The following is a 25,181-nucleotide window of genomic DNA, read 5'->3' on the forward strand; positions in this document are numbered from 1 at the left end:
CCGCCGACGAGGCACACTGGCAGCATGCTGAAGAACGTGGCGACGGTGCTCCTCGACGGTGTGCACCCCTTCGAGCTCGGGGTGGTCTGCGAGGTCTTCGGACTCGACCGCTCCGACGAGGGGCTGCCGGTGTACGACTTCGCGGTGGTCTCCGCGGAGGGACCCGCGCTCGGCACCCACGTGCCCGGGCTCACCGTCTCCACCCCCTACGGCCTCGACCGCCTCGACGAGGCCGACCTGATCGCGGTGCCGGCCTCGGACTCCAACGTCGCCCGGGACTACCCGCCCGAGCTGCTGGACGCGCTGCGCCGGGCGGTGGACCGGGGGGCCAGGGTGCTCAGCGTCTGCTCCGGCGTGTTCGTGCTCGGCGCGGCCGGGCTGCTGGACGGGCGCCGGTGTGCCGTGCACTGGCGGCACGCGGAGCTGCTCGCCCGCCGGTTCCCGCGCACCCGGGTCGAGCCGGACGTGCTGTACGTGGACGAGGATCCGGTGTTCACCTCGGCGGGCACCGCGGCCGGGATCGACGCCTGTCTGCACATCGTGCGCAAGGAGCAGGGCCCGGAGGTCGCCAGGAAGATCGCCCGGCGGATGGTGGTGCCCCCGCACCGGGACGGCGGCCAGGCCCAGTACATCGAGCGCCCGCTGCCGGAGGGCCCCTGCGACACGGTCGGCGAGGTGCTGGCCTGGATGACGGAGCACCTCGACGAGGAGGTCACCGTCGAGCAGCTGGCCGCCCGCGCCCTGATGGCACCGCGCACCTTCGCCCGCCGCTTCCAGCAGGAGACCGGGACCACGCCGTACCGCTGGATCCTGCGGCAACGGGTGCTGCTGGCACAGGAGTTGCTGGAGGGGACGGACGAGACGATGGACGCGATCGCGGGCCGGACCGGGTTCGGGACGGCGGCCGCGCTGCGGCACCAGTTCGTGAAGTCGCTGGGCACCACGCCGAACGCCTACCGGCGCGCGTTCCGGGGCCCGCAGGCCGCCTGAGCGCGCGCCGGTATCAGGCGTGATCCGCCGGTCGGCAGGTCACCAGGGCACGGGTGCGAGCAGCAGCCGGTGCGGGCGCAGGGTGATGCCCACCCGGGTGGTGTCGTTCGACCCGGCGACCTGTTCGAAGCGGTACCTGGCGCACAGCGCCGCCGTGATCAGGCTGAGCTGGGTCATGGAGAAGTGGTCGCTGGGGCACTTGCGGTTGCCGACGCTGAAGGGGCTCATGGCGTACTTGGGCACGTCCCCCGCCCGCTCCGGCAGCCAGCGGTCCGGGTCGAAGTCGAGGTGCCCGGGGTACGAGTGCGGGTCGCGCTGGACGGCGTACGGGCTGTAGACGATGTCGGCCCCGGCCGGAATGCGATAGCCGCCCAGCTCGGAGTCGGCCTTGGCCCGCCGCGTCAATATCCATACGGCCGGCCGCAAACGCATCGCCTCGACGACGACATTGTTGGTGTGCGTGAGCCGGCGCACGTGCTCAAAACCGACCGGCTGGCCGCCCGTCACGGATTCGACCTCGGTCCGTACCTTCTCGGCGTGTTCCGGGTGTTCGGCGAGGACCTGGAGCAGCCACATGATCGTGGAGGCGACTGTTTCGCTTCCGGGGGTGAGTATCGCGACCACCTGGTCGTGGATCTCCTGTTCCCCGATGGGATCGCCATTCTCGTCCTTCGCCGCGAGCAATGCCGTCAGCAAATCGTCCGGCTTTTGACCAGATGCCCGGCGCTCGGCGACGATCTCGTCGACGAGGAGATGCAAATCGGCCAGCGCCCGGTTGAATTCGCGGTTGGCCGGCAACGGCAGCTTGTACAGCGGGCCGAGTGGTACGACCATCCGCCGGTACATACCGCGGAAGACGCTCGCGAGGTCGACGCTGAGCCGCTCGGCGCGCTCGTCCATGTACTCGCCGCGCAGCAGGCAGCGGGCGGCGATGCGGACGGCGACCCGGAAGGACTCCGAGGTGCAGTCGACGGTGGCGCCGGGCTGCCAGCGTTCGGTCAGCGCGTGCGCCTCCTCCTCCATGACCGGCCCGTAGGAGGGGATCGCGGAGAGGTTGAACGCGGGCTGGATGGTGCGGCGCTGGCGCCGGTGGCGCGGGCCGTTGGCGGTGGCGACGCCCTCCTTGCCGAGCAGTCCCTCCAGGGACTCCCACAGCGGCCCCGCGATGATGAAGTCGGGGTTCAGGGCGAGGGCGCCGGTGAGTTCGGGGGTGGTGACGGCGTAGACCTCCTTGGGTCCGAGCCTGAGGCGCACCATGTCGCCGTGGGCGCGCAGCCGGGTCATGAAGGCCAGCGGGTCGCGGACCAGCCGCCAGCCGTGCCCGAGTACCGGCACACCGCCGCCGGCCAGGGGCGGTTCGCGCAGTTCAGTGTGTTCGGAAGCCTCCGCGGGCGCGGGCTTCACGGACTCGACGGTCATTTCTCACCTGCCGCTTCGTTGTTGACGTACGGGGGCGTGGACCGGTCGTCCCAGCTGTCGACCATGTATCGGCCGGATTCGTGGTGGAACCAGTAGACGGAACTGAACCAGTTGCGCATGTTGCCGACGCAGGCGGTGACGGCGGCGCCGGTTTCCTTTCCGTGCACCGTGCCGTCGTCGAGTTCCTCGGCGAACCGCAGTGCGGCCTGCTCGGCCACCAGGAATTCGCTAATGCATTCCTCGACGCGTCGCCTGATTTCCTCCACCGCCTGTTCCAGGCTCATCCCCTCATGGGTGACGAGGCTGATTCCGAGATTGTGCACCTCGTCGCCCGCTATTTCCTTCGGCAGCGAGCAGAGGTCGTTGTACCAGGCGGCGAATTCCTGGCTGAGCAGCGCAGGCCGCCGGTACGCGGGGTTTTTCCGTACGGCGTCCGGGAGTTCGGTCCCGGCGCTCGGCTCCAGCAGGTCCGTCCATATCCAGTGGGCGAAGGTGAGGCGCCGCAGGGCCAGGTATTCCTCGACCCCGGGGACGTATCCCGAGGTGCGGTTGCGGAACTCGCGGTCGTACGCCTCGATCACCTCGTGGAAGTGCCGGGCGAACCGCTGGTTCCAGGTCCCGGGCAGGAACGTGTACAACCGCGCGATGCTGTCGGCGAACCCGGCGACCAGGGTGTCCGGGTGGTGCAGATGGTGCAGGGGCGCGTCGAGTGCCGCGTGCAGTCGGAACCGCAGCCGCCGCCAGTCGGCCGACCTGCCGTGCACGACGTCGCGGTCGTGCCGGTCGTCCCAGACGAAGAACCAGGCGCTGTAGTCGCATATCGCCTGGACGACCTCGTCGGACGCGCCCAGGTAGTACCCCGCCATGAGGTCGGTGTAGCAAAGACCGTCGGCATATTCCCGCACCTTGTCGGCCGGCATCAGCCGCTTTTCCAGCAGCCAGAGGCGGGTCTTCTCCTGTAGCTGTGGCCAATACGGATGCAGTTGCCGGGGAAACTCGGCCTCGATCACCGGGAGGGCGAGTTGCGGTGGAACCGCGACCGCCGTCGGCGTCGATGTGGTGCTGTGTGAGAAAGCATGCACGAACAAACCCCTCTCAGCCGAGCCAGGTGCGCACGCCCCTCCCGCTGTGCCGGGCGTGCGCCGTTGCGTATCCCCGCAGTTACTATTCAGCACCACAACTGACCGGTCTGGGAACGGATTTGCTTCACTCACTACCCCACAGTGCCGAGAATCTCCCCTTGTGTGACTGATTAGGGTTCGCTAGGGGTGTACAAAGGATCGAATGTACGACGCACAGGCGAGCGAGTCTGACCGAACATGACGAACGCCTGGTCGGAACGGGTCCGACCAGGCGTCACAACTGTCCTTCTGGGTCTCAGTCGTTGGCGACCACGGGGTAGCGGGGCTCGTTCTCGGCCATCTGCCGCAGCGCGTCCTTGCGCTCGCGCTTGGAGAGCCGGTCGATGTACAGGTAGCCGTACAGGTGGTCGGTCTCGTGCTGCAAACACCGAGCGAAGTAGCCGGTGCCGCGCACCTTGATCGGGTTGCCCTTCTCGTCCTGCCCGGTGACCTCGGCGTAGTCGGGCCGGGCGAGCGGGGCGTAGGCGGTGGGCACCGACAGGCACCCCTCGTTGCTGTCGTCCAGCCGCCGCTTGTCGGCGGGCAGGTCGACCAGCTTCGGGTTGCACACCACACCGACGTGCCGGGCGCCCTCGTCGTCCTGGCAGTCGTAGACGAAGACCTTCAGGTCGACGCCGATCTGGTTGGCGGCGAGGCCGACGCCCTCGGCGGTCCGCTGGCTGGCGAACATGTCGGCGACGAGCTGGTCCAGCTCCGCACCGAACTCGGTGACGTCCTTGCACTCCTTGTGCAGCACCGGGTTCCCGACGACGGTGATGGGCCGCGACGTCCCCCGCTCACGCCAGGCGTTCTCGCGCTCCTCGGTCCCCTCGGTGTCGACGACGAACCCCTCGTCATCCACGGGGAGCACGCCCGCGTGCTGCTGATCGGTGTCCTGCTGGGCCATGACCGACGATGCCTTCCTCAAACAAACCGGGGGTGATATTGCGAATACAGGGTACGTGGCAGCCTGCGCCCAGGGACGCGCCCCAAAGGGGCGCGGGGAACTGCGCGACCAGCCACAACGAGGCGGCGGCTGAACGACGGCCTCAGCAAACCTCTTCCAAATCCCGCCAATCCCTGGAATCGGGGCTGTCCGCAACCCACCCGTCCAGCAACCCCCGCACCAGCGAGGCCGGCGCAGCCACCCCGCACTCCCGCTCCGGCACCCACAGCTGCCCGTCCGTCCGGTGCCCCAGCGGCCCCGGATGCCCCGGCTCACTGTGGTCGTGGGGATCGAGATGCACCCCGTCCCCCTCGTCCGACGGCATCCGTGACTCCGAGCACATCCGGCACAGCAGCCGCACCGAGGAGGACCAGTCCTCCGCCGCGAACCCGGCGTCCCCCGCCAGCTGCTCCAGCGCGTCCCGGTCCGCCTCGGTCGCCGCCTCCAGCAGCACCACCCAGGTCGGCACCGGCGACGGCGCCCACAGCTCGATCTCGTCGAAGACGGGGTACGCGTGCCCGGTCGCCGTGGTCCGCTCGCCGTGCGGCACCCCGTCGTGCAGGACCACCTCGCCCCAGCGCCGCCCGGACGAGGGCAGCGGAATGGACTGCACCTCGATACGGGCGGGGTCCAGCCGCCGCCCCCACACCACCTCGGCCTCCCCTTCCGGGGACAGCCGCACGGCGGCACTGCCCAGGTCCATGCCGTCCGGCTCACCGGAGGCGGTGGCGCCTCCCGGCACCCGCAGCCCGTACGCCTGCCAGGCCCGCCGGGCCAGCGGCCAGTCCTGCAGCGCGGTCGCCGCGATGCCCACGTTCCACCAGTCGGGCGCCCCGGTCTCCCGGTCGAGCAGGGCCACCGCCCGCAGCCCGGCGGCCCGCGCCTGCTCCCAGTCGTGCCGGAACTTGTGCAGCAGGGCGAGGTTGAACCAGGACTCCGACAGCCAGGGTTCCAGGTCGGCAGCGCGTGTCAGCAGCTCGCCCGCGTCCTCGTACCGGCCGTCGCCGATCAGCGTGAACGCGCGGTCGGTGGCCTGCCGCCAGGAGGCGGAGGGCCGGTGCCGTCCCTTGCCGAAGATCCTCACGATTCCCGCCTGCCAGTTCCAGTTCCGCACAGTGGGCTGGCTTGTGCCCCCGGACATCACCCTCTCCCTCGCATCCAACCACGTACGACGGGAGGGCCGCTCATTACCCATGGGTTACCCAGCCGCGCGCAAGGTCAGACAGTCTCTGGAGAGCACGCGGGCCAGGGACTCCACAACCTCCGGAGCGTAGTCCCCGGCGGTCGCCAGCCGTAACTCCTCCAGTGCCGTCAGCGGGCCGCCGGGCCCGGAGTCCCGCGCCTTCTCCTCGTACGCGTTGACGGCCCGCACGATCCGCGCGGCGACCGGCTGCTCCCGGTACGGGTCGGCCTGCCGCTCCACCACCACGGCGACCGCCGCGGCCACCCCGGTCTGCCGGACGACGGCCCCGCCGAGCAGGGCTATCCGCCGCTGTTCCGCCGCCGGCAGCCCGGCGGTGGCCCCCGCGGGCACCGGGTCGACGAGACTGAGCTGGCCGATGTCGTGCATGAGCGCCGCGTATTCCAGCACGGTGAGCTCCGCTCCGGACAGCCCCAGGTCCCGCCCGACGGCCTGGCTCAGCGTGGCGACCCGGCGGGCGTGCCCGGCCGGGGTGTACCCCGCTATCTCGGTGGCGCGGGCAAGAGAGGCGATGGTCTGCCGGTAGGTGGCCCGGACGGCCGCGTACCGGCGCAGGGAGAGCTGGGTCAGGAGCAGGGGCAGGCAGAACACGGGCAGTGCCCACAGCCCGACGACGGCGACGGCCAGCGCGATCACGGCCCCGGTGGCACAGACGGCGGACCCGATGCCGAGCAGCCCGCGCAGCTCGTCCCGCAGCAGCGGCCCGAACGGCCACCCCGTCCGCGCGTGGGCCTGCGCGGCGGCGAGCACGGCGTCGCACAGCGCGGTGAGCACCAGGAGCGCGACGAGCAGGAGGGCGTACGCCGGTCCGCCCCAGTGCTCCAACGCGCCCCTGCTGTAAAGGGGTTGGAAGCAGACGGCGGCAAAGCCGACGGTGAGGACGCGGCGGGTGAGGTGGTCGAGGGTGGGGCGCCGCCCGTCGGCTATGTGCGGGACGTTGCCGAGCAGCGAGGCCGCGCAGACGACGGTGACGACCTGGAAGGCCCCGTCGTGCGTGGCGGCCCCGGCGTCGGCGCCGAGCAGGGCGTAGGCGAGCCCGCCGGCGGCGCCGAGCGGCGCGGCCTCCCGTACCTCGGCGCCCGTCCAGCGGGCCCACTCTCCGATGCCGACGAGAAGGCCGAAGGCGAGGGCGATGCCCCGGTCGTCGAGGCCTTCCCAGAGGGTGCCGGCGAGACAGCCGAGGGCGAGGAGCAGGGCGGCGAGCCGGATGCCCCCGAGCGCGGCGGGCCGGCCGGAGCGAAGGGCCGCGGCCGGCCCGGCGAGACCGCTGCCGCTGCCGCCGCCCGCCGGTCCCGCAGCGAACGCCGGGGCCCCGGACGTCACGGGGCACCTCGCCCGACGCCCGCACGGTCGCCGCCCGGCGGACCGGAGAGGGCCGGGCCGGGCGGGTCCGCCGGGTCTGCCTGGTCCGGTGGCTGTACGTCGGCGGTGACCGCCGGGTGCCAGCCGTGTCTGGCCAGCGCTCGCGCCAGGGCGTCGACGATCCCGGCGTCGAAGTGCCGTCCCGCGCACCGCCGTAACTCCGCCACGGCGGCCGCCACCGGCCGGGCCCGGCTGTAGGAGCGGGTCGACGTCATCGCGTCGAAGGCGTCGGCGACGGCCACCACACGGGCGGACTCCGGGATCTGGCCGCCCGCGAGTCCGTAGGGGTAGCCGCTGCCGTCGATGCGCTCGTGGTGGTGGAGGATCGCCGCGCGTGCCTCGCCGAGGAAGGAGATCCCGCGCACCATCTCGTGGCCGTACTCGGGGTGCAGTTCGATGATCCGGCGCTCCTCCGGGGTGAGCGGCCCGTTCTTGCGGAGCAGCCGGGTGGGGACGCCCAGCTTCCCCACGTCGTGGAGGATGCCGGCGAAGCGGAGCACCTCCACCCGGTCGTCGGCCATGCCCAGTTCGCGCGCGATCATCACGGAGGCCTGTCCGACTCGCTCGCTGTGCCCGCGGGTGTACCCGTCCTTGATGTCGACGGCCTGGACGAGTGCGCGGATGGTGGCCTGGTGGGCGGCGCGCTCCCGGTGGTACTGGGCGAACACCCACCAGGACACGCACATCGGCAGCAGGACCAGCAGCGCGGCGACGGGACCGTAGGGGCTGCGCCAGAGCACGGCCATCATCAGCCCGGCCAGCCCGTGTACCCCGACCGGGGCGAGCGAGCGGGAGAGCAGACCGCGCCAGGCCCGGCGGACCGGGACTCTCTCGGCGACCGCGAGGATCCCGCCGTCCAGGAGCGCGAGAACGGCGCAGAAGGCCAGTACGGCCGCGGCGCAGGGCAGCAGCGCGTACGGGAAGTCGCAGCCCACCACCGAGTCCCGGCCGCCGAGCGCCCAGTGCACGCGCCCCGCGCCCCACACGGCGAGCGCCAGCTCGGCGGCCCGCCAGATCCGGCGCAGCGCCTGCGGCCGCTGCTCGGCACGGGAGAGCAGCGCGCCCGGCAGCGGCACGAGGGCGGCGGCCGGCGGTGGCAGCAGGAAGGCACCGGCGAGCAGCACCGGGTAGAAGGTGCCGCCGAGGCGGCGCCGTACGGCGTGCTCGCAGGACGCGTAGAGCGCGGCGAGGAGGGCGACGGCCCACCAGGGCGTACGCAGGCCGGGCAGCGGCAGCAGACAGAGCAGGGCGGCGAGGGCGACGGAGGTCACGTACGCGCGTACCCGTACCGGGACCGCCTCCATCTCGCCCCTCCCCGACCATGCCCGTCCAGGCTCCGGAGCCTAGGCCGGGAGTCGGCGGGTCCGGGGGCTTATGACCGGAGGATTAGCACGTTCGGGTGATGGGACACCGGGGCGGGAACCGCCCGGCGCCGCCTGCGGGCGGCGCGGCCGCGGTCGGCGTCCGGTCAGCTCTCCGGTGTGACCGGTGCGGGCTCGGCGGTACGGGCAGCCGTGACGTCGTGGTCCGGGACGGTCTGGCCGGAGCGGATCAGGTCCAGCCGCCCCAGCACCTTGGCCCGCAGGTCGGTGGGCACGTCGTCATGCCCGCAGCACCGCTTGACCAGCTTCTTCACGGCCTCCTCCAGCCCGTACTTCTCCAGGCAGGGGGAGCACTCGTCGAAGTGCTGCTTGAACTTGACGCGATCGATGTCCGGCATCTCACTGTCGAGGAACTCGTAGAGATGATCGAGTACCTCACTGCAGTCCGTCTCGTGCGGCTCTCCGCAGCTCATGAGCCCGAGCCTTTCGCTTCGTTCGACTCTCCGGCGCCCGCCGGGACGAGCCCGCGCTCACGCGCGTAGTCCTCCAGCATGCCGCGCAGTTGGCGGCGGCCCCGGTGCAGCCGGGACATCACCGTACCGATGGGTGTCCCCATGATGTCCGCGATCTCCTTGTAGGCAAAGCCCTCTACGTCGGCAAGGTAGACGGCGATGCGGAATTCCTCGGGGATCGCCTGCAGCGCTTCCTTCACATCCGAGTCCGGCAGGTGGTCGAGCGCCTGCGACTCCGCGGAGCGCAAGCCCGTCGACATGTGCGACTCGGCTCGGGCGAGCTGCCAGTCCTCGATCTCCTCGGCCGCGGAGCGCTGGGGTTCGCGCTGCTTCTTGCGGTACGAGTTGATGAAGGTGTTGGTGAGAATGCGGTACAGCCAGGCCTTGAGGTTGGTGCCCTCACGGAACTGGTGGAAGGACGCGTACGCCTTGGCGTAGGTCTCCTGCACCAGGTCCTCGGCGTCGGCCGGGTTGCGCGTCATGCGGAGCGCGGCCGAGTACATCTGGTCGAGGAATTCGAGCGCGTCCCGCTCGAAGCGCGCGGTGCGCTCCGACGTCGACTCCGCGCTGACGCCCTGGCCCTCGGGCAGCTCCGCCTGGCCGTTGTCGGTCCCTGCGTCGGTACCGGTGACCGGACCCACCTCCTCAAGATCCCGGGCAGGACCAAAACCGATCCCACTCGTCTCGGAGGATAGAACACGACCCGTGCCTGCCGCCGCTCGAATAGGAGCGGTCTTGGCCGCATGCAGCACCGTCCAGTCCAGGTCAGCGCTGCTGCTACGGCTCGGGCAGATGGTCGAACCCATGCGGCGGACTTCCTCTCGTTCGGCGTCGGCGCTGGTGTCCCAGCACTTCTGTCCGCCTCAACAGTGGTCCGTCGCGCAACATTCCCGGGCGTCACCCGAGGGACGCGGTCCATGCGACGACCGCGTCCGTGATGACGGTCACTGCCTGTTCCGGCCCGATATCCGCCCTTTTGGGCACCGCGAACCCGTGATCCCCGTACGGCACCTCGACGAGTTCGTACTCCCCCTCCGGGAACTCGGCCGGCTTCCCGAACGGGTCGTTGCCGCCCTGCACGACGAGCGTGGGCACCCCGGCCCCGAGCAGCTCTCCGGCCCGCGACTTCTCCGGCTTCCCCGGCGGGTGCAGCGGAAAGCTGAGGGCGAGGACGGCGGCCGCCCCCAGCTCGGTCGCGGTACGGCAGGCGACCCGGGCCCCTGCGCTGCGCCCGCCGGACACCACCGGCAGCCCCGGCGCCGCGAGCGCGGGCCACAGCCCCCGCCAGCCGGCGTCGAGCGTCTTCGGGGCGGGCGCCAGCTTCTTCCCGGCGACCCGCCAGGGCTGCTCGACGAGTGCGACGGTCACGCCGTGCTCCGGCAGGACCGCGGCGATCGCCTGGAGGTCCCGCGCCCCGATGCCCCCGCCCGCCCCGTGGCCGACGGCGAGCACCAGCCGCGCCCGCGCCGCCTCGTGCCAGGTGATGCGGGCGTCGCCCGCCTCGGTACCGACGATCTTCGCTGTGGTCACGCGAGAAGGCTAGATGGCAGCGCCCCGAAGGCGGCGCGGGGAGCGCGGGGAGGGAGCGCTCAGAAGAGCGTGCCCTCCTCCGGCCCCTCCAGCTCCTTCAGCAGCTCCGGGCTGTTGTTGCGGACGTTGCTGACCGCCGTGGAGACCGGGTAGGCACGCATCAGGCCCTCCGGTGGCGGGGCGAGCAGCGCGCGCAGGTCCTCGACGTCGGTGCGCGCCGGGTCGAGCCAGGCGTCCCAGCGGTCCGGGGTCAGCATCAGCGGCATCCGGGGGTGGATGTCGTGCAGCGACCGCGGCCCCTCGGCGGGCGCCACGGCCAGCGGCGAGGTCTCCGCCTCCGTGGTGATCACCGAGCAGGTCACCCACCAGGCCAGCGGGTGCTCGTCGGGCAGCGTCCGGTCCCGCCAGAACTCGTACAGCCCTGCCATCGCGAACACCGAGCCGTCGGCGGGGAGCACGAAGTACGGCTGCTTGCGCGGCCGCTTCTTCTTCCCCTCGACCTCCAGGTCCCGCTCCTCCGGGGCGGTGACCCACTCGTAGTAGCCGTCGGCGGGCAGGATGCAGCGGCGGGTGGCGAAGGCGCGGCGGTACGACGGCTTCTCGTGCACGGTCTCGGCGCGCGCGTTGATCATCCGGGCGCCGCCCTCGGGCGTCTTGGCCCAGGACGGCACGAGCCCCCACTTCAGCTTGCGCAGCTGGCGAACCGGACGGGAGTCGCCGGCGTCTTTCACCGGACGGTCGAGGACGGCGTAGACCTCCTTGGTCGGCGCCACGTTGTAGTCGGGCTCCAGGGTCTCCTCGGGCTCCCACTTCTCTATTTCAAAGACTCCTGCGAGATCCTCGGGCCCACGACTGGATGCATACCGTCCGCACATACGTGCAACACTGCCAGACTCCACATGCCCGTAGGGAGCAACCACCGGACCATGGACAGCACCGCCGCCCTCGCGCTGCCCGACCTCTGGGACCGTCTGACGGGGACCCAGACCGATCCCGACCTCTGGGTGGTCCTCGCGACCCTGGCCGCCGCGCTCGCGGTGGTCGTCCCGCACAACCTGTGGCGGATATCCCGCAACGCCATCACCATCGCCCACGAGGGCGGCCACGGCCTGACCGCCCTGCTCACCGGCCGCCAGCTGACCGGCATCCGGCTGCACTCGGACACCAGCGGCCTCACGCTCAGCCGGGGCAAGCCGCACGGCATCGGCATGATCCTCACGGCGGCGGCCGGCTACACCGCTCCCCCGCTGCTCGGCCTCGGCGGCGCGGCCCTCCTCGGCGCCGGCCGCATCACCCTGCTGCTCTGGCTCGCCACGGCCCTGCTGGTCGTGATGCTGGTGATGATCCGCAACGCGTACGGCGTCCTGACGGTCTTCCTCACGGGCGGCACCTTCCTGCTGGTGTCCTGGCTGGCCGGACCGCAGGTGCAGGCGGCGTTCGCGTACGCCGTGGTCTGGTTCCTGCTGCTGGGCGGAGTCCGCCCGGCCTTCGAACTCCAGGCGAAGCGCTCCCGCGGCGGCGCGGGCGACTCGGACGCGGACCAGCTGTCGAGGCTGACCCATCTCCCGGCCGGCGTATGGCTGTTCCTCTTCCACACGGTGTCCCTGTGCTCGCTGATCGGCGGAGGGCGCTGGCTTCTGGGCATGTGACAGGCCCCGAAGGGGCGATGCCACAGGGGCGCGGGGCAGTATCCGATATGCGGCTCCGCCGCGCGGGCGCGACCAGCCCCCACGGCGCCGTACCCGCCCACCGGCCTCCCCGCGAAGCGGCGCCGCACCCGCCCACCGGCTGACGGCTCCCCCTGGCACTAAAGTGACCCCATGGCCGCAAACCCCACCGCACCAACCGCCCTCTGGCCCGCCCCGCACGCACGCGGAGCCGTCGACGCCACGGTTCACGTGCCGGGGTCCAAGTCGGTCACCAACCGCGCCCTCGTCCTCGCCGCCCTCGCCTCCGAACCCGGCTGGCTGCGCCGCCCCCTCCGCTCCCGCGACACCCTGCTGATGGCCGGCGCCCTGCGCGCGATGGGCGTCGGCATCGACGAGGGCGTCGGCCCCGACGGCTCCGGCGAGGCCTGGCGGGTGCTCCCCGCGGGTCTCCGCGGTCCCGCCACCGTCGACGTCGGCAACGCCGGCACGGTGATGCGCTTCCTGCCCCCGGTCGCCACCCTCGCCGCAGGCGACATCCGTTTCGACGGCGACCCCCGTTCGTACGAGCGTCCCCTGCACGGCGTGATCGACGCCCTGCGCTCCCTCGGCGCCCGGATCGACGACGACGGCCGCGGCGCGCTCCCCCTCACCGTCCACGGCAGCGGCGCCCTGGACGGCGGCCCGGTCGCCATCGACGCCTCGTCCTCCTCCCAGTTCGTGTCGGCCCTGCTGCTCTCCGGCCCGCGCTTCAACCAGGGGGTCGAGGTCCGCCACACCGGCCGCAGCCTCCCCTCCCTCCCGCACATCCGGATGACCGTCGACATGCTGCGCGCGGTCGGCGCCCAGGTGGACACCCCCGAGTCGGGCGGCGAGCCGAACGTCTGGCGGGTCACGCCGGGCGCCCTGCTGGGCCGCGACCTGACCGTCGAGCCGGACCTGTCGAACGCCCAGCCCTTCCTCGCCGCGGCCCTGGTGACGGGCGGCCGGGTCGTGATCCCGGACTGGCCGTCCCGGACCACCCAGCCGGGCGACCGGCTGCGCGAGATCTTCACCGAGATGGGCGGTTCCTGCGAACTGACCGAGTACGGCCTGGAGTTCACCGGCTCGGGCCGGATCCACGGCATCGACGTCGACCTGGGCGACGTCGGCGAGCTGACCCCCGGCATCGCGGCGGTCGCCGCCCTCGCGGACACCCCTTCCACCCTGCGCGGGGTCGCCCACCTGCGGCTGCACGAGACGGACCGGCTGGCCGCGCTCACCAAGGAGATCAACGAACTCGGCGGCGACGTCACCGAGACCGCCGACGGCCTGCGCATCCGCCCGCGCCGCATGCACGGCGGCGTCTTCCACACCTACGAGGACCACCGCATGGCGACGGCCGGTGCGATCATCGGCCTGGCCGTGGCCGACGTACAGATCGAGAACGTGGCGACGACGGCGAAGACCCTGCCGGACTTCCCCGACCTGTGGACCGGGATGCTCGGGAGCGACGGGGCTTAGGGGCGTACGACATGCGCCGCTACGGCAAGCACACCGACGAGGACGACATCCGCGCCCGTCCCAACCGCAAGGGCAACCGGCCGCGGACCAACATCCGCCCCAAGCACGAGGACGCGGCCGAGGGGATGGTCCTCACCGTCGACCGGGGCCGTCTGACCTGCCTGGTCGAGGACCGGACGATCCTCGCGATGAAGGCCCGCGAGCTGGGCCGCAAGGCCGCGGTGGTGGGCGACCGGGTGGCCCTGGTCGGCGACCTGTCCGGCAAGAAGGACACCCTCGCCCGGATCGTGCGCATCGAGGACCGCTCGTCCGTGCTGCGGCGGACCGCCGACGACGACGACCCGTTCGAGCGGGTGGTCGTCGCCAACGCCGACCAGCTGGCGATCGTCACCGCCCTGGCCGACCCCGAGCCCCGCCCCCGCCTGATCGACCGCTGCCTGGTGGCGGCCTTCGACGGCGGCCTCACCCCCCTGCTGGTGATGACCAAGTCGGACCTGGCCCCGCCGGACAAGCTCCTGGAGCTGTACGGCGACCTGGAGATCCCCTACGTGGTCACGAGCCGCGAGGAGCTGGCGGCGGGGGAGGCCGCCCGCCGGGTCCAGGACCATCTCGACGGCAAGATCACGGCGTTCGTCGGCCACTCGGGCGTCGGCAAGACCACGCTGGTGAACGCGCTGGTCCCGAAGGACCGCCGCCGTTCGACCGGTCATGTCAACGCGGTGACCGGCCGGGGCCGCCACACCACGACGTCGGCGCTGGCCCTCCCCCTGCCCGACGACGAGGGCTGGGTCATCGACACCCCGGGCGTCCGTTCCTTCGGCCTGGCCCACGTCGACCCGTCCCGCGTGATCCACGCGTTCCCCGACCTGGAGCCCGGCACCGCGAACTGCCCGCGCGCGTGCAGTCACGACGAGCCGGACTGCGCGCTGGACGAGTGGGTCGCGGAAGGTCACGCGGACCCGGCCCGCCTCTACTCGCTGCGGCGGCTGCTGGCGACCCGGGACCGCAAGGAAGGCGACTGACCACCGGGGTGTTTGTCATGACCGGAGTTCGGTAAGTGCATAATCGCACCGAGCTGGACATACGGGAGGACAGCACATGGCGTGGCTGCTGGTGATCGTGGCCGGGATCCTGGAGACCGGCTTCGCCGTGTGCCTCAAACTCTCCCACGGCTTCACCCGACTATGGCCGACGATAGCCTTCGCCTCCTTCGCCCTGGGCAGCTTCGGCCTCCTGACCCTGTCCCTGAAGAAACTCGACGTGGGCCCGGCCTACGCGGTCTGGACCGGCATCGGCGCGGCGGGCACCGCCATCTACGGCATGGTCTTCCTGGGCGACCTCGTCTCCACCCTCAAGATCATCTCCATCAGCCTGGTGATCGCGGGAGTGATCGGCCTCCAGCTCTCGGGCTCCGCCCACTGAAACACGCCCCGACCGGCCTCCGGCTCTGGGGCCCGGCCCACTGAAACACGCCCCGAAGGGGCGCGGGGCCGTATCTGATGTGCGGCTCCGCCGCGCGGGCGCGACCAGCACTTCACAGCCCACAGCACAACAGCCCACCTGAGGGGCGCTGGGGGTCCCCCCAGCCGAAGGCTGGGGGAGGAACTGCGCGACAAGCCCCCACCGGCCCGCAGCCGACCCACAACCCGCACCGCCCCTCGATCACACCGGTTGCCGGTAGAGCGCCCCGCGCACCAGCTCCGCCACCCCACCCGCCCCCTCCCCCGGCGGCGCCGCGACACACGACAGCGCGAGCCGCACCACCAGCTCGCACGACCGGGCCAGCTCCCCGTTCCCCTTCCCGGCCCCCGCAACGGACAGCACCGCCACCGCCCGGTCCCGCACGATCTGCACGAAGTCCCCGGGAGAGGGCAACGGCCCGTCCGCCCTCCGCTGCGCCGGCACCGCCGACGACGACGGCACCGCGGACAGCGTCGGCGACGGCAGCCGCTCGCTCCAGCACCCCGTGAGCATCGCCCGTACCAGCACGTTCTCCCGAGCCGCCACCGCCATCCACTCGGCGGTCGCCGTCAGCCGCTCCCGCGCCTCGGCGTGGCTCCCCAACGCCCGTTCCACCCCGGCGAGATACCCGTCGGCCTCCCTGCGCACCAGCGCCCGCGCCAGGCCCTCCTTGCTGCCGAACTCGTTGTACAGCGTCTGCCGGGACACCCCGGCCGCCGCCGCCACGTCGACCATCCGCACGGCAGCCCACGGCCGGCGCGTGAGCGCCGCGTACGCGGCGTCCAGAAGGGATTCCCGGGCTGCAGGCATCATCGCCTCCCTGGGGCGAGCGGCTCTGCGCCCAGATTTGACGCGCACGAATCGACTGTCAAGGGTTCGCGACGGCACCGGGGGGCGCCCTTCGGCCAACACGCGCGGGCGCGCCGCAGGCGTACCGGAGGCCAACAGAGGTCACCGCCCGATCACTTGCCCGCATCACCGGGCCTCCCCTGGTAGCCCCGCGCCCACCCCGGCAGATACCGTTCGTCACATGCCGGACTACCTCGATGACCTGCGTCTCGCCCACGTGCTCGCGGACGCGGCCGACGCCGTGACCATGGACCGCTTCAAGGCGCTCGACCTCAAGGTCGAGACCAAGCCGGACATGACCCCGGTGAGCGAGGCGGACAAGGCCGCCGAGGAACTGATCCGCGGCCAGTTGCAGCGCGCCCGGCCACGGGACGCGATCCTCGGCGAGGAGTACGGCATCGAGGGCACCGGGCCGCGCCGCTGGGTGGTCGACCCGATCGACGGCACCAAGAACTACGTGCGCGGCGTCCCGGTCTGGGCGACCCTGATCTCCCTGACGGAGGCGGCCGAGGGCGGCTACCAGCCGGTCGTCGGCCTGGTCTCCGCCCCCGCGCTGGGCCGCCGCTGGTGGGCCGCGAAGGGCCACGGCGCGTTCTCGGGTCGCAGTCTGTCCTCGGCGACCCGTCTGCACGTCTCCAAGGTCGCGAAGCTGGCCGACGCCTCCTTCGCGTACTCCTCGCTCGGCGGCTGGGAGGAGCGCGGGCAGCTGAACGGCTTCCTGGACCTCACCCGCGACGTGTGGCGCACGCGCGCGTACGGCGACTTCTGGCCCTACATGATGGTCGCCGAGGGGTCCCTGGACATCTGTGCCGAGCCGGAGCTGTCCCTGTGGGACATGGCGGCCAACGCGATCGTGGTGACGGAGGCCGGGGGCACCTTCACCGGCCTCGACGGCCGGCCGGGCCCGCACAGCGGCAACGCGGCGGCGTCCAACGGTCTGCTCCACGACGAGCTGCTGTCGTACCTCACCCAGCGTTACTGAAACGGCCTTCTGGGGCACAACGGGCCCAATCGGGCTCACTGCCCACCTCACATATGAGCGCGTGCGCCCTCAATTGGCTGCACGCACCCCCTTGTTGACCCGCGCTTTACCTGCCACCCTGAGAGAACCCTCACTTGTGCATTTGTGAATCGCTGCACTATCCCGGCGATTTCTCCAGGAGGTGGCACTTTCATGCTCGTCCGTGACGCCATGAGCACGGTGGTCCTCACCGTCGGCCCCGCCCACACCCTCCGCCAGGCAGCCGCCCTGATGTCCGCGCGCCGCGTGGGCGCGGCGATCGTCCACGACCCGGACGCCGGCGGCATCGGGATTCTCACCGAACGCGACATCCTCAACTCCGTGGGCCTCGGCCAGAACCCCGACACGGAGCCCATCCACGCCCACACCACGAACGACGTCGTGTTCGCCACCCCGACCTGGACGCTGGAGGAGGCGGCTCGGGCGATGGCCCACGGCGGCTTCCGCCATCTGATCGTCCTGGACGGCGGCGAACCGGCCGGCATCGTCTCGGTCCGCGACATCATCCGCTGCTGGGCCCCGGCCCGGCAGCCCGTCTCCGCATGATCAAGGCGGCACCTCACGGGCGACGCCCGCACAGGTGCCGCCCCGAACCGCGACCATCGATCGCGGAACCCGCACGGCGGGCAACCGCGTCCGCGCGAGCGGCGCCGGTTCAGTCGCGAGGGGGGCGCAGGGCCCGGACCGCGGCGTCCAGCCGCTTGCCGAAGTCCTCGTCGGCCCGGCGGAAGTTGCCGATGGCGCGCTCGGCGATGTCGTCGCGCGACACCTTGGCGATGAAGCCGGCCAGGTTCTCGATCAGCCGCTCCTGCTCGTCCGCCGACATCAGGCGGTAGAGGTTGCCTGCCTGCACGAAGTCGTCGTCCTCGGCGTGGACGGCGGCGGGGTGGTTGCCGGTGCCGCCGGCGAAGCCGTCGTACGCCGGCCACAGCGGGCGGTCCGTCTGCGCCGGTCCGCCGAAGCTGTTCGGCTCGTAGTTCTTGGCGCCGCCGTGCCGGCCGTCGTACAGGGAGCCGTCGCGGGAGTAGGTGCGCGCCTCGGCTGCGTGCGGGCGGTTGACCGGCAGGTGGTCGGCGTTGCTGCCGACGCGGTAGCGGTGCGCGTCGCCGTAGGCGAAGAGGCGGCCCTGGAGCATCTTGTCGGGGGACGGGCCGATGCCGGGCACGAAGTGCGCCGGGGAGAAGATCGACTGCTCGACCTCGGCGAAGACGTTGCGCGGGTTGCGGTTCAGCTCCAGCCGGCCGATCTCGACCGGCGGGTAGTCCGCGTGCGGCCACACCTTGGTGAGGTCGAACGGGTTGAACCGGTAGGCCGCCGCGTCCGCCGCCGGCATGATCTGCACCTGCACGGTCCAGGTCGGGAAGTCCCCGCGCTCGACGGCCTCGCGCAGGTCACGCTGGTGCGAGTCCGGGTCCGCGCCGGCGAGCACGTCCGCCTCCGCCTGCGTGAGGTTCCTGATCCCCTGGTCGGTCTTGAAGTGGTACTTGACCCAGAAGACCTCACCGGCCGCGTTGTTCCACTGGTAGGTGTGCGAGCCGTAGCCGTTCATGTGGCGGTACGACGCCGGGATGCCGCGGTCCCCGAAGAGCCAGGTCACCTGGTGCGTGGCCTCGGGGCTGAGCCCCCAGAAGTCCCAGACGTTGTCCGCCTCCTGGCTGCCCGTGTAGGGGTCGCGCTTCTGGGTGTGGATGAAGTCGGGGAACTTGATGGCGTCCTTGATGAAGAACACCGGGGTGTTGTTGCCGACGAGGTCGTAGTTGCCCTCCTCGGTGTAGAACTTCAGCGCCCAGCCGCGCGGGTCGCGCACGGCGTCGGCGGACCCGAGGTTGCCGGCCACGGTCGAGAAGCGCAGGAAGGTCTCGGTCTCCTTGCCGACCTCGGAGAGGAAGGCGGCGCGCGTGTACGGCGTGACGTCCGCGGTCACCGTGAAGGTGCCGTAGGCGCCCGCACCGCGCGCGTGCACCACGCGCTCCGGGATGCGCTCGCGGTTGAAGTGGGCGAGCTTCTCCAGCAGCAGCTGGTCCTGGACCAGGACGGGGCCTCCGATGCCCGCGGTCTCGCTGTTCTGGTTGTCGGCCACCGGCGCCCCGGCCTCCGTGGTCAGCGGCCCCTGCGTCACACCTGTGCCCTGCACGTCCTGCGCCATTTCACACCGTTCCTGTCGCTTTGCCAGCCCTGAAATCGATCCTACATTGGACTGAGTCCAAGTCAAGTAAGGTTCCAAAGTCACACCTGTTCGGAAAAAGGAGGCCCTGCTGTTAGGCTGAATGCCATGAGTGACCTTCTGGAACGGCTGCGTGGACGCGGATGGCGGATGACCGCGCAGCGACGCGTCGTGGCCGAGGTACTCGACGGCGAGCACGTCCATCTGACGGCCGACGAGGTCCACGCCAGGGCCGTGACCAAGCTCCCCGAGATCTCCCGGGCGACCGTCTACAACACGCTGGGTGAGCTGGTCTCGCTCGGCGAGGTCATCGAGGTCTCCACGGACAAGCGCGCCAAGCGGTACGACCCGAACGCGCACCGGCCGCACCACCACCTGGTCTGCGCCCGCTGCGGCTCGATCCGCGACGTCCACCCGACCGGCAACCCGATGGCCGACCTTCCCGCCTCGGAGCGGTTCGGCTTCACGGTCTCCGACGTCGAGGTGACGTACCGCGGCCTGTGCCCGGACTGCGCGACGGCCGTCTGACGGACGAACGCCCCCGAAGGCCCCGGTGCTCATGACGAGCGCCGGGGCCTTCGTCGCGCTCCGGCCCGGCAAACAGCGGTCCGGCAAACACCGAGGGCCGGAATCCGTTTCCGGACTCCGGCCCTCGGCCTTCAGTAGCGGGGACAGGATTTGAACCTGCGACCTCTGGGTTATGAGCCCAGCGAGCTACCGAGCTGCTCCACCCCGCGTCGATGAACAGAACACTACGTGAGGGACACGGCCAGAAGCAAATCAATACCCGTGACCCCGCCTGACCTGCGGGAGCGACCTGCCTACGCCGACAGCTCCTCCCGCAGGGCGTCCCGGAGCCGCCCCGCCCGCTCGGTCACCTCCGCCGGACCCAGCGCCACCGCCCGGTCGGCCCACTGCTGCCCGACCGCGAGCTCGCCACGACGCGCGTAGACCAGGGCGAGCCGCAACGCCGCCCGTCCGTGCCCCGCGTCGGCGGCCCGCTCCCACCACACGGCCGCCTCCGGCTCGCTGCCCTCCCGGGCCAGCAGCAGCCCGAGGTTGAACGCGCCGTTGCGCGACCCGGCCTCGGCCGCCGTCCGGTACCAGCGCGCCGCCTCCACCACGTCCCCGCGCGCGGCGGCCAGCATCCCGACCCGCACCTGGGCCCGCCGGTGCCCCTGTGTGGCGGCCCGCTCGTACCACTCCTCGCACTCGGTCTTCACGTTCAGGGACGACTCCCCGAGCTCGTGCTCGGACACCGCCGGCCGGCGTGCGTCGAGGACGGCGGCGAGCCGGTAGGCGGCCTCGGCGCTGCCGCCGCCCGCCGCGCACCGCAGATGGCGCTCGGCGGCCGCCTCGTCGCCCTCGCGGAGCCGGGCGATGCCGACCTGCAGGGCCGCCTCCGTGTGCCCGGCGGCGGCCGCCCGCTCGTAGCAGTGCAACGCGACCCGGTCCTCGCCGCGCCCGGCGTAGAGGATCCCGAGATTGAAGGCGGCGTCCACGCTCCCCGCCTCCGCGGCCTTGGAGAACCACGGCTCGGCGCCGCTCGTGTCGCCGACCTGGAGCAGCAGGACGGCGAGCGCGTTGGCGGCCTCGCGGTGCCCGGCGTACGCGGCCCGCCGGTACCACTGCTCGGCCTGCGCGGTCCGCCCCTGTTCGGCGCAGAGCAGGGCGAGGTTGTACGCCCCGTTGTCGTCGCCGGCGTCCATCGCCGCCCGGTACCAGCGCTCGGCGGTCTGCGTCTCGCCGCGCTCGGCGTGCAGCGCGCCGAGCGCGTTCGCCGCGTTGCCGTCGCCGTCCTGGGCGGCCCGCAGCCACCACACGGCGGCGCTCTCGGTGTCCCCGGCGTCGCGCAGCAGGAAGCCGAGCGCACAGGCGGCCCTGGCCTCGCCGTCCTTGGCGGAGGTCAGGTACCAGCGACCGGCCTCCTTGAGCGCGCCGCGCCTCTCCAGGATCGCGCCGAGGTGCAGCGCGGCCCGCCGGTGGCCGCGGGCGGCGGCCTGCCGGTACCACTGCTCGGCCTCGGCTGCCTCTGCGGTCGCGGCGGCGTCCGCGCCGGGACCGTCGCCGGCCCCGGTCCCGTCCTCGCCCGCGGCCGCCCTGCGGTCGAGCGCGCGCGCCAGCCGGTAGGCCGCCTCCCGGTGCCCCCGCTCCGCGGCGGCCCGCATCCACTGGCCGGCGTCCGTGTCCCCCCGGTGCTCCAGCAGGTCGGCCAGCGCGTAGGCGCCGAGCGCGTGGCCCTGTTCGGCGGACTGGCGCAGCCAGTACTCGGCGGCGGGTTCGTCGCCGCGTTCGCGGTGGTGGCGGCCCAGCGCGTGGGCGGCGGCCGCGGATCCGGCGACGGCCGCGATCCGCCACCAGCCGGCGGCCTCCTCCGGGTAGCCGCGCTGATGCAGCAGGACACCGAGGTTGTTGGCGGCGGCCCGGTCTCCGGCGGCGGTGGCCGCGCGCAGCCGCGGCTCGGCTCCGTCGAGGTCGCCACGGCGCAGCAGCATGGCGCCGAGCACACTCATCGACTCGACGTCACCGGCCTCGGCCTGGAGCCGGTGACGTGCCTCTTCAGCGGCCTCGGCGGCCTCGTCGCGGGTCGGCTCCTCGCCCGAAGACTGCACAAATCGCCCTGTCTCGAACAGAGTTGCCTTGTCCCCCATAACGTTCATCGTCGCACCACCTGCAACCTGGGTACACCACGTATACCGCAGACCGTGAGGTCACTTCAGCGTTTTGTCGACATGCCCACAGAACGACAAGTCAAACACATCTCCCTCAACTCCCCACAGCGGCGCGGCGACCCGGGACGTCGGTACATGCGTTCGCCGCCCGTCCGGACACCGGACGCCGTACGGCCGGGCACCGCGGGCGGTCCGGCGGCCGGCCGCGCGCACGCACGAAGGCCCGGATCCCAAGAGGATCCGGGCCTTCGACTTGAGTAGCGGGGACAGGATTTGAACCTGCGACCTCTGGGTTATGAGCCCAGCGAGCTACCGAGCTGCTCCACCCCGCGCCGTTGTGGTGAAACCGTACCACGGCGCGGGCGGGCTTGATCACCAGCCCGGGGCCACCCCCGCCCGGGATCATCCGCTCGGGCTGGAACTCCCGCTGGGACTCGGGCTGCTGCCGGCGCTCGGACTCGCGCTTGCGCCCGGACTCGGGCTGCTGCTCGCCGTCGCACCGCCACCGGCCTTGTCGGCCTTCGACTGCGCCTCCTCGGCCCGCTTCAGCGCGCCCTGCAGCTCGTCCTGCGCCTTGCCGTACGCCGTCCAGTCGCCCTTCTTCAGGGCCTCCTGGCCCGCCGCGAAGGCCTTCTGGGCGTCGTCCAGCGCGGCCTGGACCGTGGGGTTGCCGGACGACGTCGGCGGCGAGGTCGTCCCGGTGTCCGAGGACCCCGTATCGGAACCGTCCGTGCCGAACACCTTGTTGAGCGCCTCGTCGAGGGTGTTCTCGAAGACGGTCTTGCCCTCGTAGGTGACCAACACCTTGCGCAGCAGTGGGTACTTGACCCCGGCACCGCGGACGTAGACCGGCTCCGCGTACAGCAGGCCGCCGTCCAGTGGCACGGTCAGCAGATTGCCGTACTCGACCTCGGAGTCGCCGCCCTTGAGGAGTTTGATGGCGGCGGCGATCTCCTGTTCGGAGTTGAACTTGCTCTGGACCTGTTTGGGTCCGTCGACGGTCGTACTGGTCGGCAGTTTCAGGATTCTGATCTTGCCGTAGTCCTTCGAACCGGCCTCGGAGTCGACCGACATGAACGCGCTGAGGTTGTCCCGGCCGTTGGGCGTGAAGGTCGTCGACAGCGAGAACGTCTGCGCGCTCTGGTCCGGCATCTTCATGCTCAGGTAGTACGGCGGCACCGCGTCGCCCGACTTGTTGGTCGGGTCGTCGGGCACCTGCCACACCTCGCTGCCGGTCAGGAACGTCTGGGCGTCCGTCACGTGGTAGCGGGTGAGCAGTTCGCGCTGCACCTTGAACAGGTCCTGCGGGTACCGGAGATGGTCCATCAGGTCCTGCGAGATGGCGCTCTTGGGCTGCACCGTGCCCGGGAAGGCCTTCATCCAGGTCTTCAGCACCGGGTCCTCGGTGTCCCACTGGTAGAGCTTGACCTCGCCGGTGTACGCGTCGACGGTCGCCTTCACCGAGTTGCGGATGTAGTTGACCTGGTTCTGCTGGGCCACCACCGCGCGCGAGTTGTTGGTCGCGGTCAGCGAGTCGGCGGTGGTGTCGCCGAGGGTCGTACGGGAGGCGTAGGGATAGCCGTTCGACGTCGTGTAGGCGTCGACGATCCATTGGATGCGGTGGTCCACGATCGCCGGGTACGCGTCGCCGTCGATGGTCAGCCAGGGGGCGACCGCCTCGACGCGCTCCTTGGGCGTGCGGTTGTAGAGGATCCGCGAGCCCTTGCCGATCGCGCCCGAGTACAGGATCTGCGGCTCGTTGAACGCCACCGCGTACGCGGCACGGTTGATCGGGCTGGAGAGACTGACCCCGCTCTTGCCCGCGTAGCTGGTGAGCTTCTCACCGTCGTCGTCGGAGTAGTCGATCTCCTTCTGGGGACCGCCGACGATCGAGTACGTGTTGGTCTTCTCGCCGTAGTAGACGCGCTGCTGGTACGTGCCCAGGTCGCCCGTGGACGGCAGGTCGGACTCGGTGAAGACGGGCTGGCCCTGGTTGTCGGCCTCGGTGCCCTTGGCGGCGACCACGCCGTAGCCGTGGGTGTAGCGGAAGTGGTCGTTGATCCAGTTGTTCTTCGGGATGCCGGCCAGGTTCAGCTCACGCAGCCCGATGACGGTGTCCTGGATCTTGCCGTCCTTGGTGTACCGGTCCACGTCCAGGTTGGTCGGGAACGCGTAGTAGTTCCGCATCTGCTGGAGCTGCTGGAACGTGGGCGAGACGATGTTCGGGTCCATGATCCGGATGCTCGCCGTGGCGTCGACGTCGTCCCGGAGCTTGGTCTTGTCCGTGGTCGTGCTCGTGCCCTTGTACTCGGTGACCTTGGTGTCGTCGATGCCGTACGCCTCGCGGGTCGCCTTGAGGTTCTTCTGGACGTACGGGGCTTCCTTGGCCTGCTCGTTGGGCTGGACCTGGAACTTCTGGACGATCGCCGGGTAGAGGCCGCCGATGAGGATCGCCGAGAGGACCATCAGGCCGAAGCCGATGACGGGCAGTTGCCAGGTGCGCCGCCACAGGGTGGCGAAGAACAGCAGCGCGCAGATGACGGCGATGCAGAACAGGATCGTCTTGGCGGGCAGATAGGCGTTCGCGTCGACGTATCTCAGGCCCGTCCAGTTGCCGGTGGCCTTGAAGTCGCTGGACTTGACGGCCAGTCCGTAGCGGTCGAGCCAGTAGGCGACCGCCTTGAGAGCGACGAAGAGGCCGAGCAGCACGGACAGGTGGCCGGTCGCGGCACCGGTGGCGCGCGCGCCGGGGCTGGTGACGCGCAGCCCGCCGTAGAGGTAGTGCGTGAGCGCGGCGGCGATCAGGGAGAGGATCGCGGTGGCGAAGCCGAAGCCCAGCAGGAAGCGGTACCAGGGCAGGTCGAAGGCGTAGAAGGAGACGTCGAGGTGGAACTGCGGGTCCTTCTGGTGGAAGGGCACGCCGTTGACCCACATCAGCCAGGTACGCCACTGGCCGGCCGCGGACGCGCCGGCGATCAGCCCGACCAGCGCGGTGACCGCGAGCAGCAGCCACTTCTTGTACGGCGCGATGCCCATCCGGTAGCGGTCGAGGCTCTGCTGCTCCATGGACATGGCGCTCAGCGGGGGACGCAGCCGGTGCGCCAGCCAGATGTTGAAGCCCACCGCCGCCGCCATCAGCAGACCGAAGACGGAGAACAGCCCGATCTTGGTCCACAGGGTGGTGGTGAACACCGAGGAGTAGTGCACCGACCGGTACCAGAGCCAGTCCGTCCAGAAGCCCGCGAACATGGTGAACGCCATGCCCAGCGCGGCAAGGACGCCCAGTGTCAGGAGCAGGCTCCGCACCCGCCGGGACGGACGTCCGGTCGCTCTGATCCGTGGCCCCGTCGGGCCTCCGCCGCGGTCCGGCATCTGGAAAGCCAAGGTGCGCACCTCGAAGTTCGCTGTTTGATCCGCTGTTGATCGGTTGTTGTTGCGTCAGGCCCTCTTGTTCGCGGGCCG

The 25,181-nt window shown here is 71.3% G+C and carries 22 protein-coding genes and 2 tRNA genes; 8 read left to right on the forward strand and 16 right to left on the reverse strand.

All coding sequences use genetic code 11. The annotated features are described in order from the left end of the window. Nucleotides 1–24 precede the first annotated feature (24 nt). Nucleotides 25–990 carry a helix-turn-helix domain-containing protein gene (locus ACIQVL_RS35375; RefSeq protein WP_403477365.1) on the forward strand — a complete coding sequence of 322 codons (966 nt, stop codon included), beginning with the start codon at nt 25–27 and terminating at the stop codon, nt 988–990. A 39-nt stretch (nt 991–1,029) separates the two neighbouring features. Here ACIQVL_RS35375 and ACIQVL_RS35380 read toward each other — a convergent pair whose 3' ends face one another. The 10 genes from ACIQVL_RS35380 to ACIQVL_RS35425 form a co-directional block, all read right to left on the reverse strand. Further along, complete coding sequence (locus ACIQVL_RS35380; protein WP_403477366.1) at nt 1,030–2,409, reverse strand: cytochrome P450; 1,380 nt, start codon at nt 2,407–2,409, stop codon at nt 1,030–1,032. After that, nucleotides 2,406–3,491 carry an epi-isozizaene synthase gene (gene cyc1, locus ACIQVL_RS35385; RefSeq protein ID WP_403439071.1) on the reverse strand — a complete coding sequence of 362 codons (1,086 nt, stop codon included), beginning with the start codon at nt 3,489–3,491 and terminating at the stop codon, nt 2,406–2,408. Before cyc1 ends, ACIQVL_RS35380 begins: the two co-directional genes overlap by 4 nt. A 295-nt stretch (nt 3,492–3,786) precedes the next feature. Continuing rightward, nucleotides 3,787–4,437, reverse strand: a complete 651-nt coding sequence (gene def, locus ACIQVL_RS35390) for a peptide deformylase (protein WP_093499178.1) — start codon at nt 4,435–4,437, stop codon at nt 3,787–3,789. Nucleotides 4,438–4,579: 142 nt separating this feature from the next. Next, nucleotides 4,580–5,560: a hypothetical protein gene (locus tag ACIQVL_RS35395; RefSeq protein ID WP_361290439.1), complete on the reverse strand. Its 981-nt coding sequence runs from the start codon at nt 5,558–5,560 to the stop codon at nt 4,580–4,582. A 114-nt stretch (nt 5,561–5,674) separates the two neighbouring features. Beyond that, nucleotides 5,675–6,886 (reverse strand): HD-GYP domain-containing protein, encoded by a 1,212-nt coding sequence (locus ACIQVL_RS35400; protein WP_403439209.1) that lies wholly within the window; start codon nt 6,884–6,886, stop codon nt 5,675–5,677. Between the two features lie 110 nt (nt 6,887–6,996). Then, a complete protein-coding gene (locus ACIQVL_RS35405) occupies nt 6,997–8,343 on the reverse strand; it encodes an HD-GYP domain-containing protein (RefSeq protein WP_403477367.1) in 1,347 nt (448 codons plus the stop codon). A gap of 164 nt (nt 8,344–8,507) precedes the next feature. Continuing rightward, nucleotides 8,508–8,834, reverse strand: coding sequence for a mycothiol system anti-sigma-R factor (rsrA, locus tag ACIQVL_RS35410; RefSeq protein ID WP_403439075.1), 327 nt, complete (start codon nt 8,832–8,834; stop codon nt 8,508–8,510). Further along, nucleotides 8,831–9,514 carry an RNA polymerase sigma factor SigR gene (gene sigR, locus ACIQVL_RS35415; RefSeq protein ID WP_189267612.1) on the reverse strand — a complete coding sequence of 228 codons (684 nt, stop codon included), beginning with the start codon at nt 9,512–9,514 and terminating at the stop codon, nt 8,831–8,833. The genes rsrA and sigR overlap by 4 nt, the downstream gene beginning before the upstream one ends. 256 nt (nt 9,515–9,770) lie before the next feature. Further along, complete coding sequence (locus ACIQVL_RS35420; protein WP_403477368.1) at nt 9,771–10,403, reverse strand: alpha/beta family hydrolase; 633 nt, start codon at nt 10,401–10,403, stop codon at nt 9,771–9,773. 59 nt (nt 10,404–10,462) lie between these two features. After that, nucleotides 10,463–11,278: an SOS response-associated peptidase gene (locus tag ACIQVL_RS35425; RefSeq protein WP_403477369.1), complete on the reverse strand. Its 816-nt coding sequence runs from the start codon at nt 11,276–11,278 to the stop codon at nt 10,463–10,465. A 51-nt stretch (nt 11,279–11,329) separates the two neighbouring features. Between ACIQVL_RS35425 and ACIQVL_RS35430 the strand changes: the two genes are divergently transcribed. The 4 genes from ACIQVL_RS35430 (at nt 11,330) to ACIQVL_RS35445 (ending at nt 14,974) form a co-directional block, all read left to right on the forward strand. Next, nucleotides 11,330–12,052, forward strand: a complete 723-nt coding sequence (locus ACIQVL_RS35430) for a M50 family metallopeptidase (RefSeq protein WP_403439081.1) — start codon at nt 11,330–11,332, stop codon at nt 12,050–12,052. A 171-nt stretch (nt 12,053–12,223) separates the two neighbouring features. Further along, nucleotides 12,224–13,552: a 3-phosphoshikimate 1-carboxyvinyltransferase gene (gene aroA / locus ACIQVL_RS35435; protein WP_403439083.1), complete on the forward strand. Its 1,329-nt coding sequence runs from the start codon at nt 12,224–12,226 to the stop codon at nt 13,550–13,552. An 11-nt stretch (nt 13,553–13,563) separates the two neighbouring features. After that, nucleotides 13,564–14,574 carry a ribosome small subunit-dependent GTPase A gene (gene rsgA / locus ACIQVL_RS35440; protein WP_403439084.1) on the forward strand — a complete coding sequence of 337 codons (1,011 nt, stop codon included), beginning with the start codon at nt 13,564–13,566 and terminating at the stop codon, nt 14,572–14,574. 76 nt (nt 14,575–14,650) lie between these two features. Next, a complete protein-coding gene (locus ACIQVL_RS35445; RefSeq protein ID WP_093499187.1) occupies nt 14,651–14,974 on the forward strand; it encodes a multidrug efflux SMR transporter in 324 nt (107 codons plus the stop codon). Between the two features lie 240 nt (nt 14,975–15,214). On the opposite strand, the gene ACIQVL_RS35450 is transcribed toward ACIQVL_RS35445, so the two are convergent. After that, a complete protein-coding gene (locus tag ACIQVL_RS35450) occupies nt 15,215–15,826 on the reverse strand; it encodes a TetR/AcrR family transcriptional regulator (RefSeq protein ID WP_403439086.1) in 612 nt (203 codons plus the stop codon). Between the two features lie 217 nt (nt 15,827–16,043). Here ACIQVL_RS35450 and hisN point away from each other — a divergent pair, with 217 nt between their 5' ends. Beyond that, the gene (gene hisN, locus ACIQVL_RS35455; RefSeq protein WP_403439088.1) at nt 16,044–16,844 is read left to right on the forward strand and encodes a histidinol-phosphatase; all 801 of its coding nucleotides are present in this window, start codon (nt 16,044–16,046) and stop codon (nt 16,842–16,844) included. 192 nt (nt 16,845–17,036) lie between these two features. Next, nucleotides 17,037–17,429: a cyclic nucleotide-binding/CBS domain-containing protein gene (locus ACIQVL_RS35460; RefSeq protein WP_093499189.1), complete on the forward strand. Its 393-nt coding sequence runs from the start codon at nt 17,037–17,039 to the stop codon at nt 17,427–17,429. A gap of 109 nt (nt 17,430–17,538) precedes the next feature. On the opposite strand, the gene ACIQVL_RS35465 is transcribed toward ACIQVL_RS35460, so the two are convergent. Beyond that, complete coding sequence (locus tag ACIQVL_RS35465; RefSeq protein ID WP_403477370.1) at nt 17,539–19,029, reverse strand: catalase; 1,491 nt, start codon at nt 19,027–19,029, stop codon at nt 17,539–17,541. A gap of 126 nt (nt 19,030–19,155) precedes the next feature. Here ACIQVL_RS35465 and ACIQVL_RS35470 point away from each other — a divergent pair, with 126 nt between their 5' ends. After that, nucleotides 19,156–19,575, forward strand: a complete 420-nt coding sequence (locus ACIQVL_RS35470; protein ID WP_403439092.1) for a Fur family transcriptional regulator — start codon at nt 19,156–19,158, stop codon at nt 19,573–19,575. 135 nt (nt 19,576–19,710) lie between these two features. Here the strand turns inward: ACIQVL_RS35470 and ACIQVL_RS35475 are convergent. The 4 genes from ACIQVL_RS35475 to ACIQVL_RS35490 form a co-directional block, all read right to left on the reverse strand. After that, nucleotides 19,711–19,784: transfer RNA gene (locus ACIQVL_RS35475), tRNA-Met, on the reverse strand. Between the two features lie 84 nt (nt 19,785–19,868). Continuing rightward, entirely contained in the window at nt 19,869–21,707 is a 1,839-nt protein-coding gene (locus ACIQVL_RS35480) for a sel1 repeat family protein (RefSeq protein WP_403477371.1), read from the reverse strand. Between the two features lie 270 nt (nt 21,708–21,977). Further along, nucleotides 21,978–22,051: transfer RNA gene (locus tag ACIQVL_RS35485), tRNA-Met, on the reverse strand. Nucleotides 22,052–22,121: 70 nt separating this feature from the next. Next, nucleotides 22,122–25,091: a UPF0182 family protein gene (locus tag ACIQVL_RS35490; RefSeq protein ID WP_403477444.1), complete on the reverse strand. Its 2,970-nt coding sequence runs from the start codon at nt 25,089–25,091 to the stop codon at nt 22,122–22,124. Nucleotides 25,092–25,181: the final 90 nt, after the last annotated feature.

It is taken from the genome of Streptomyces sp. NPDC090499, from assembly GCF_044769305.1.
Taxonomy (GTDB): Bacteria; Actinomycetota; Actinomycetes; order Streptomycetales; family Streptomycetaceae; genus Streptomyces.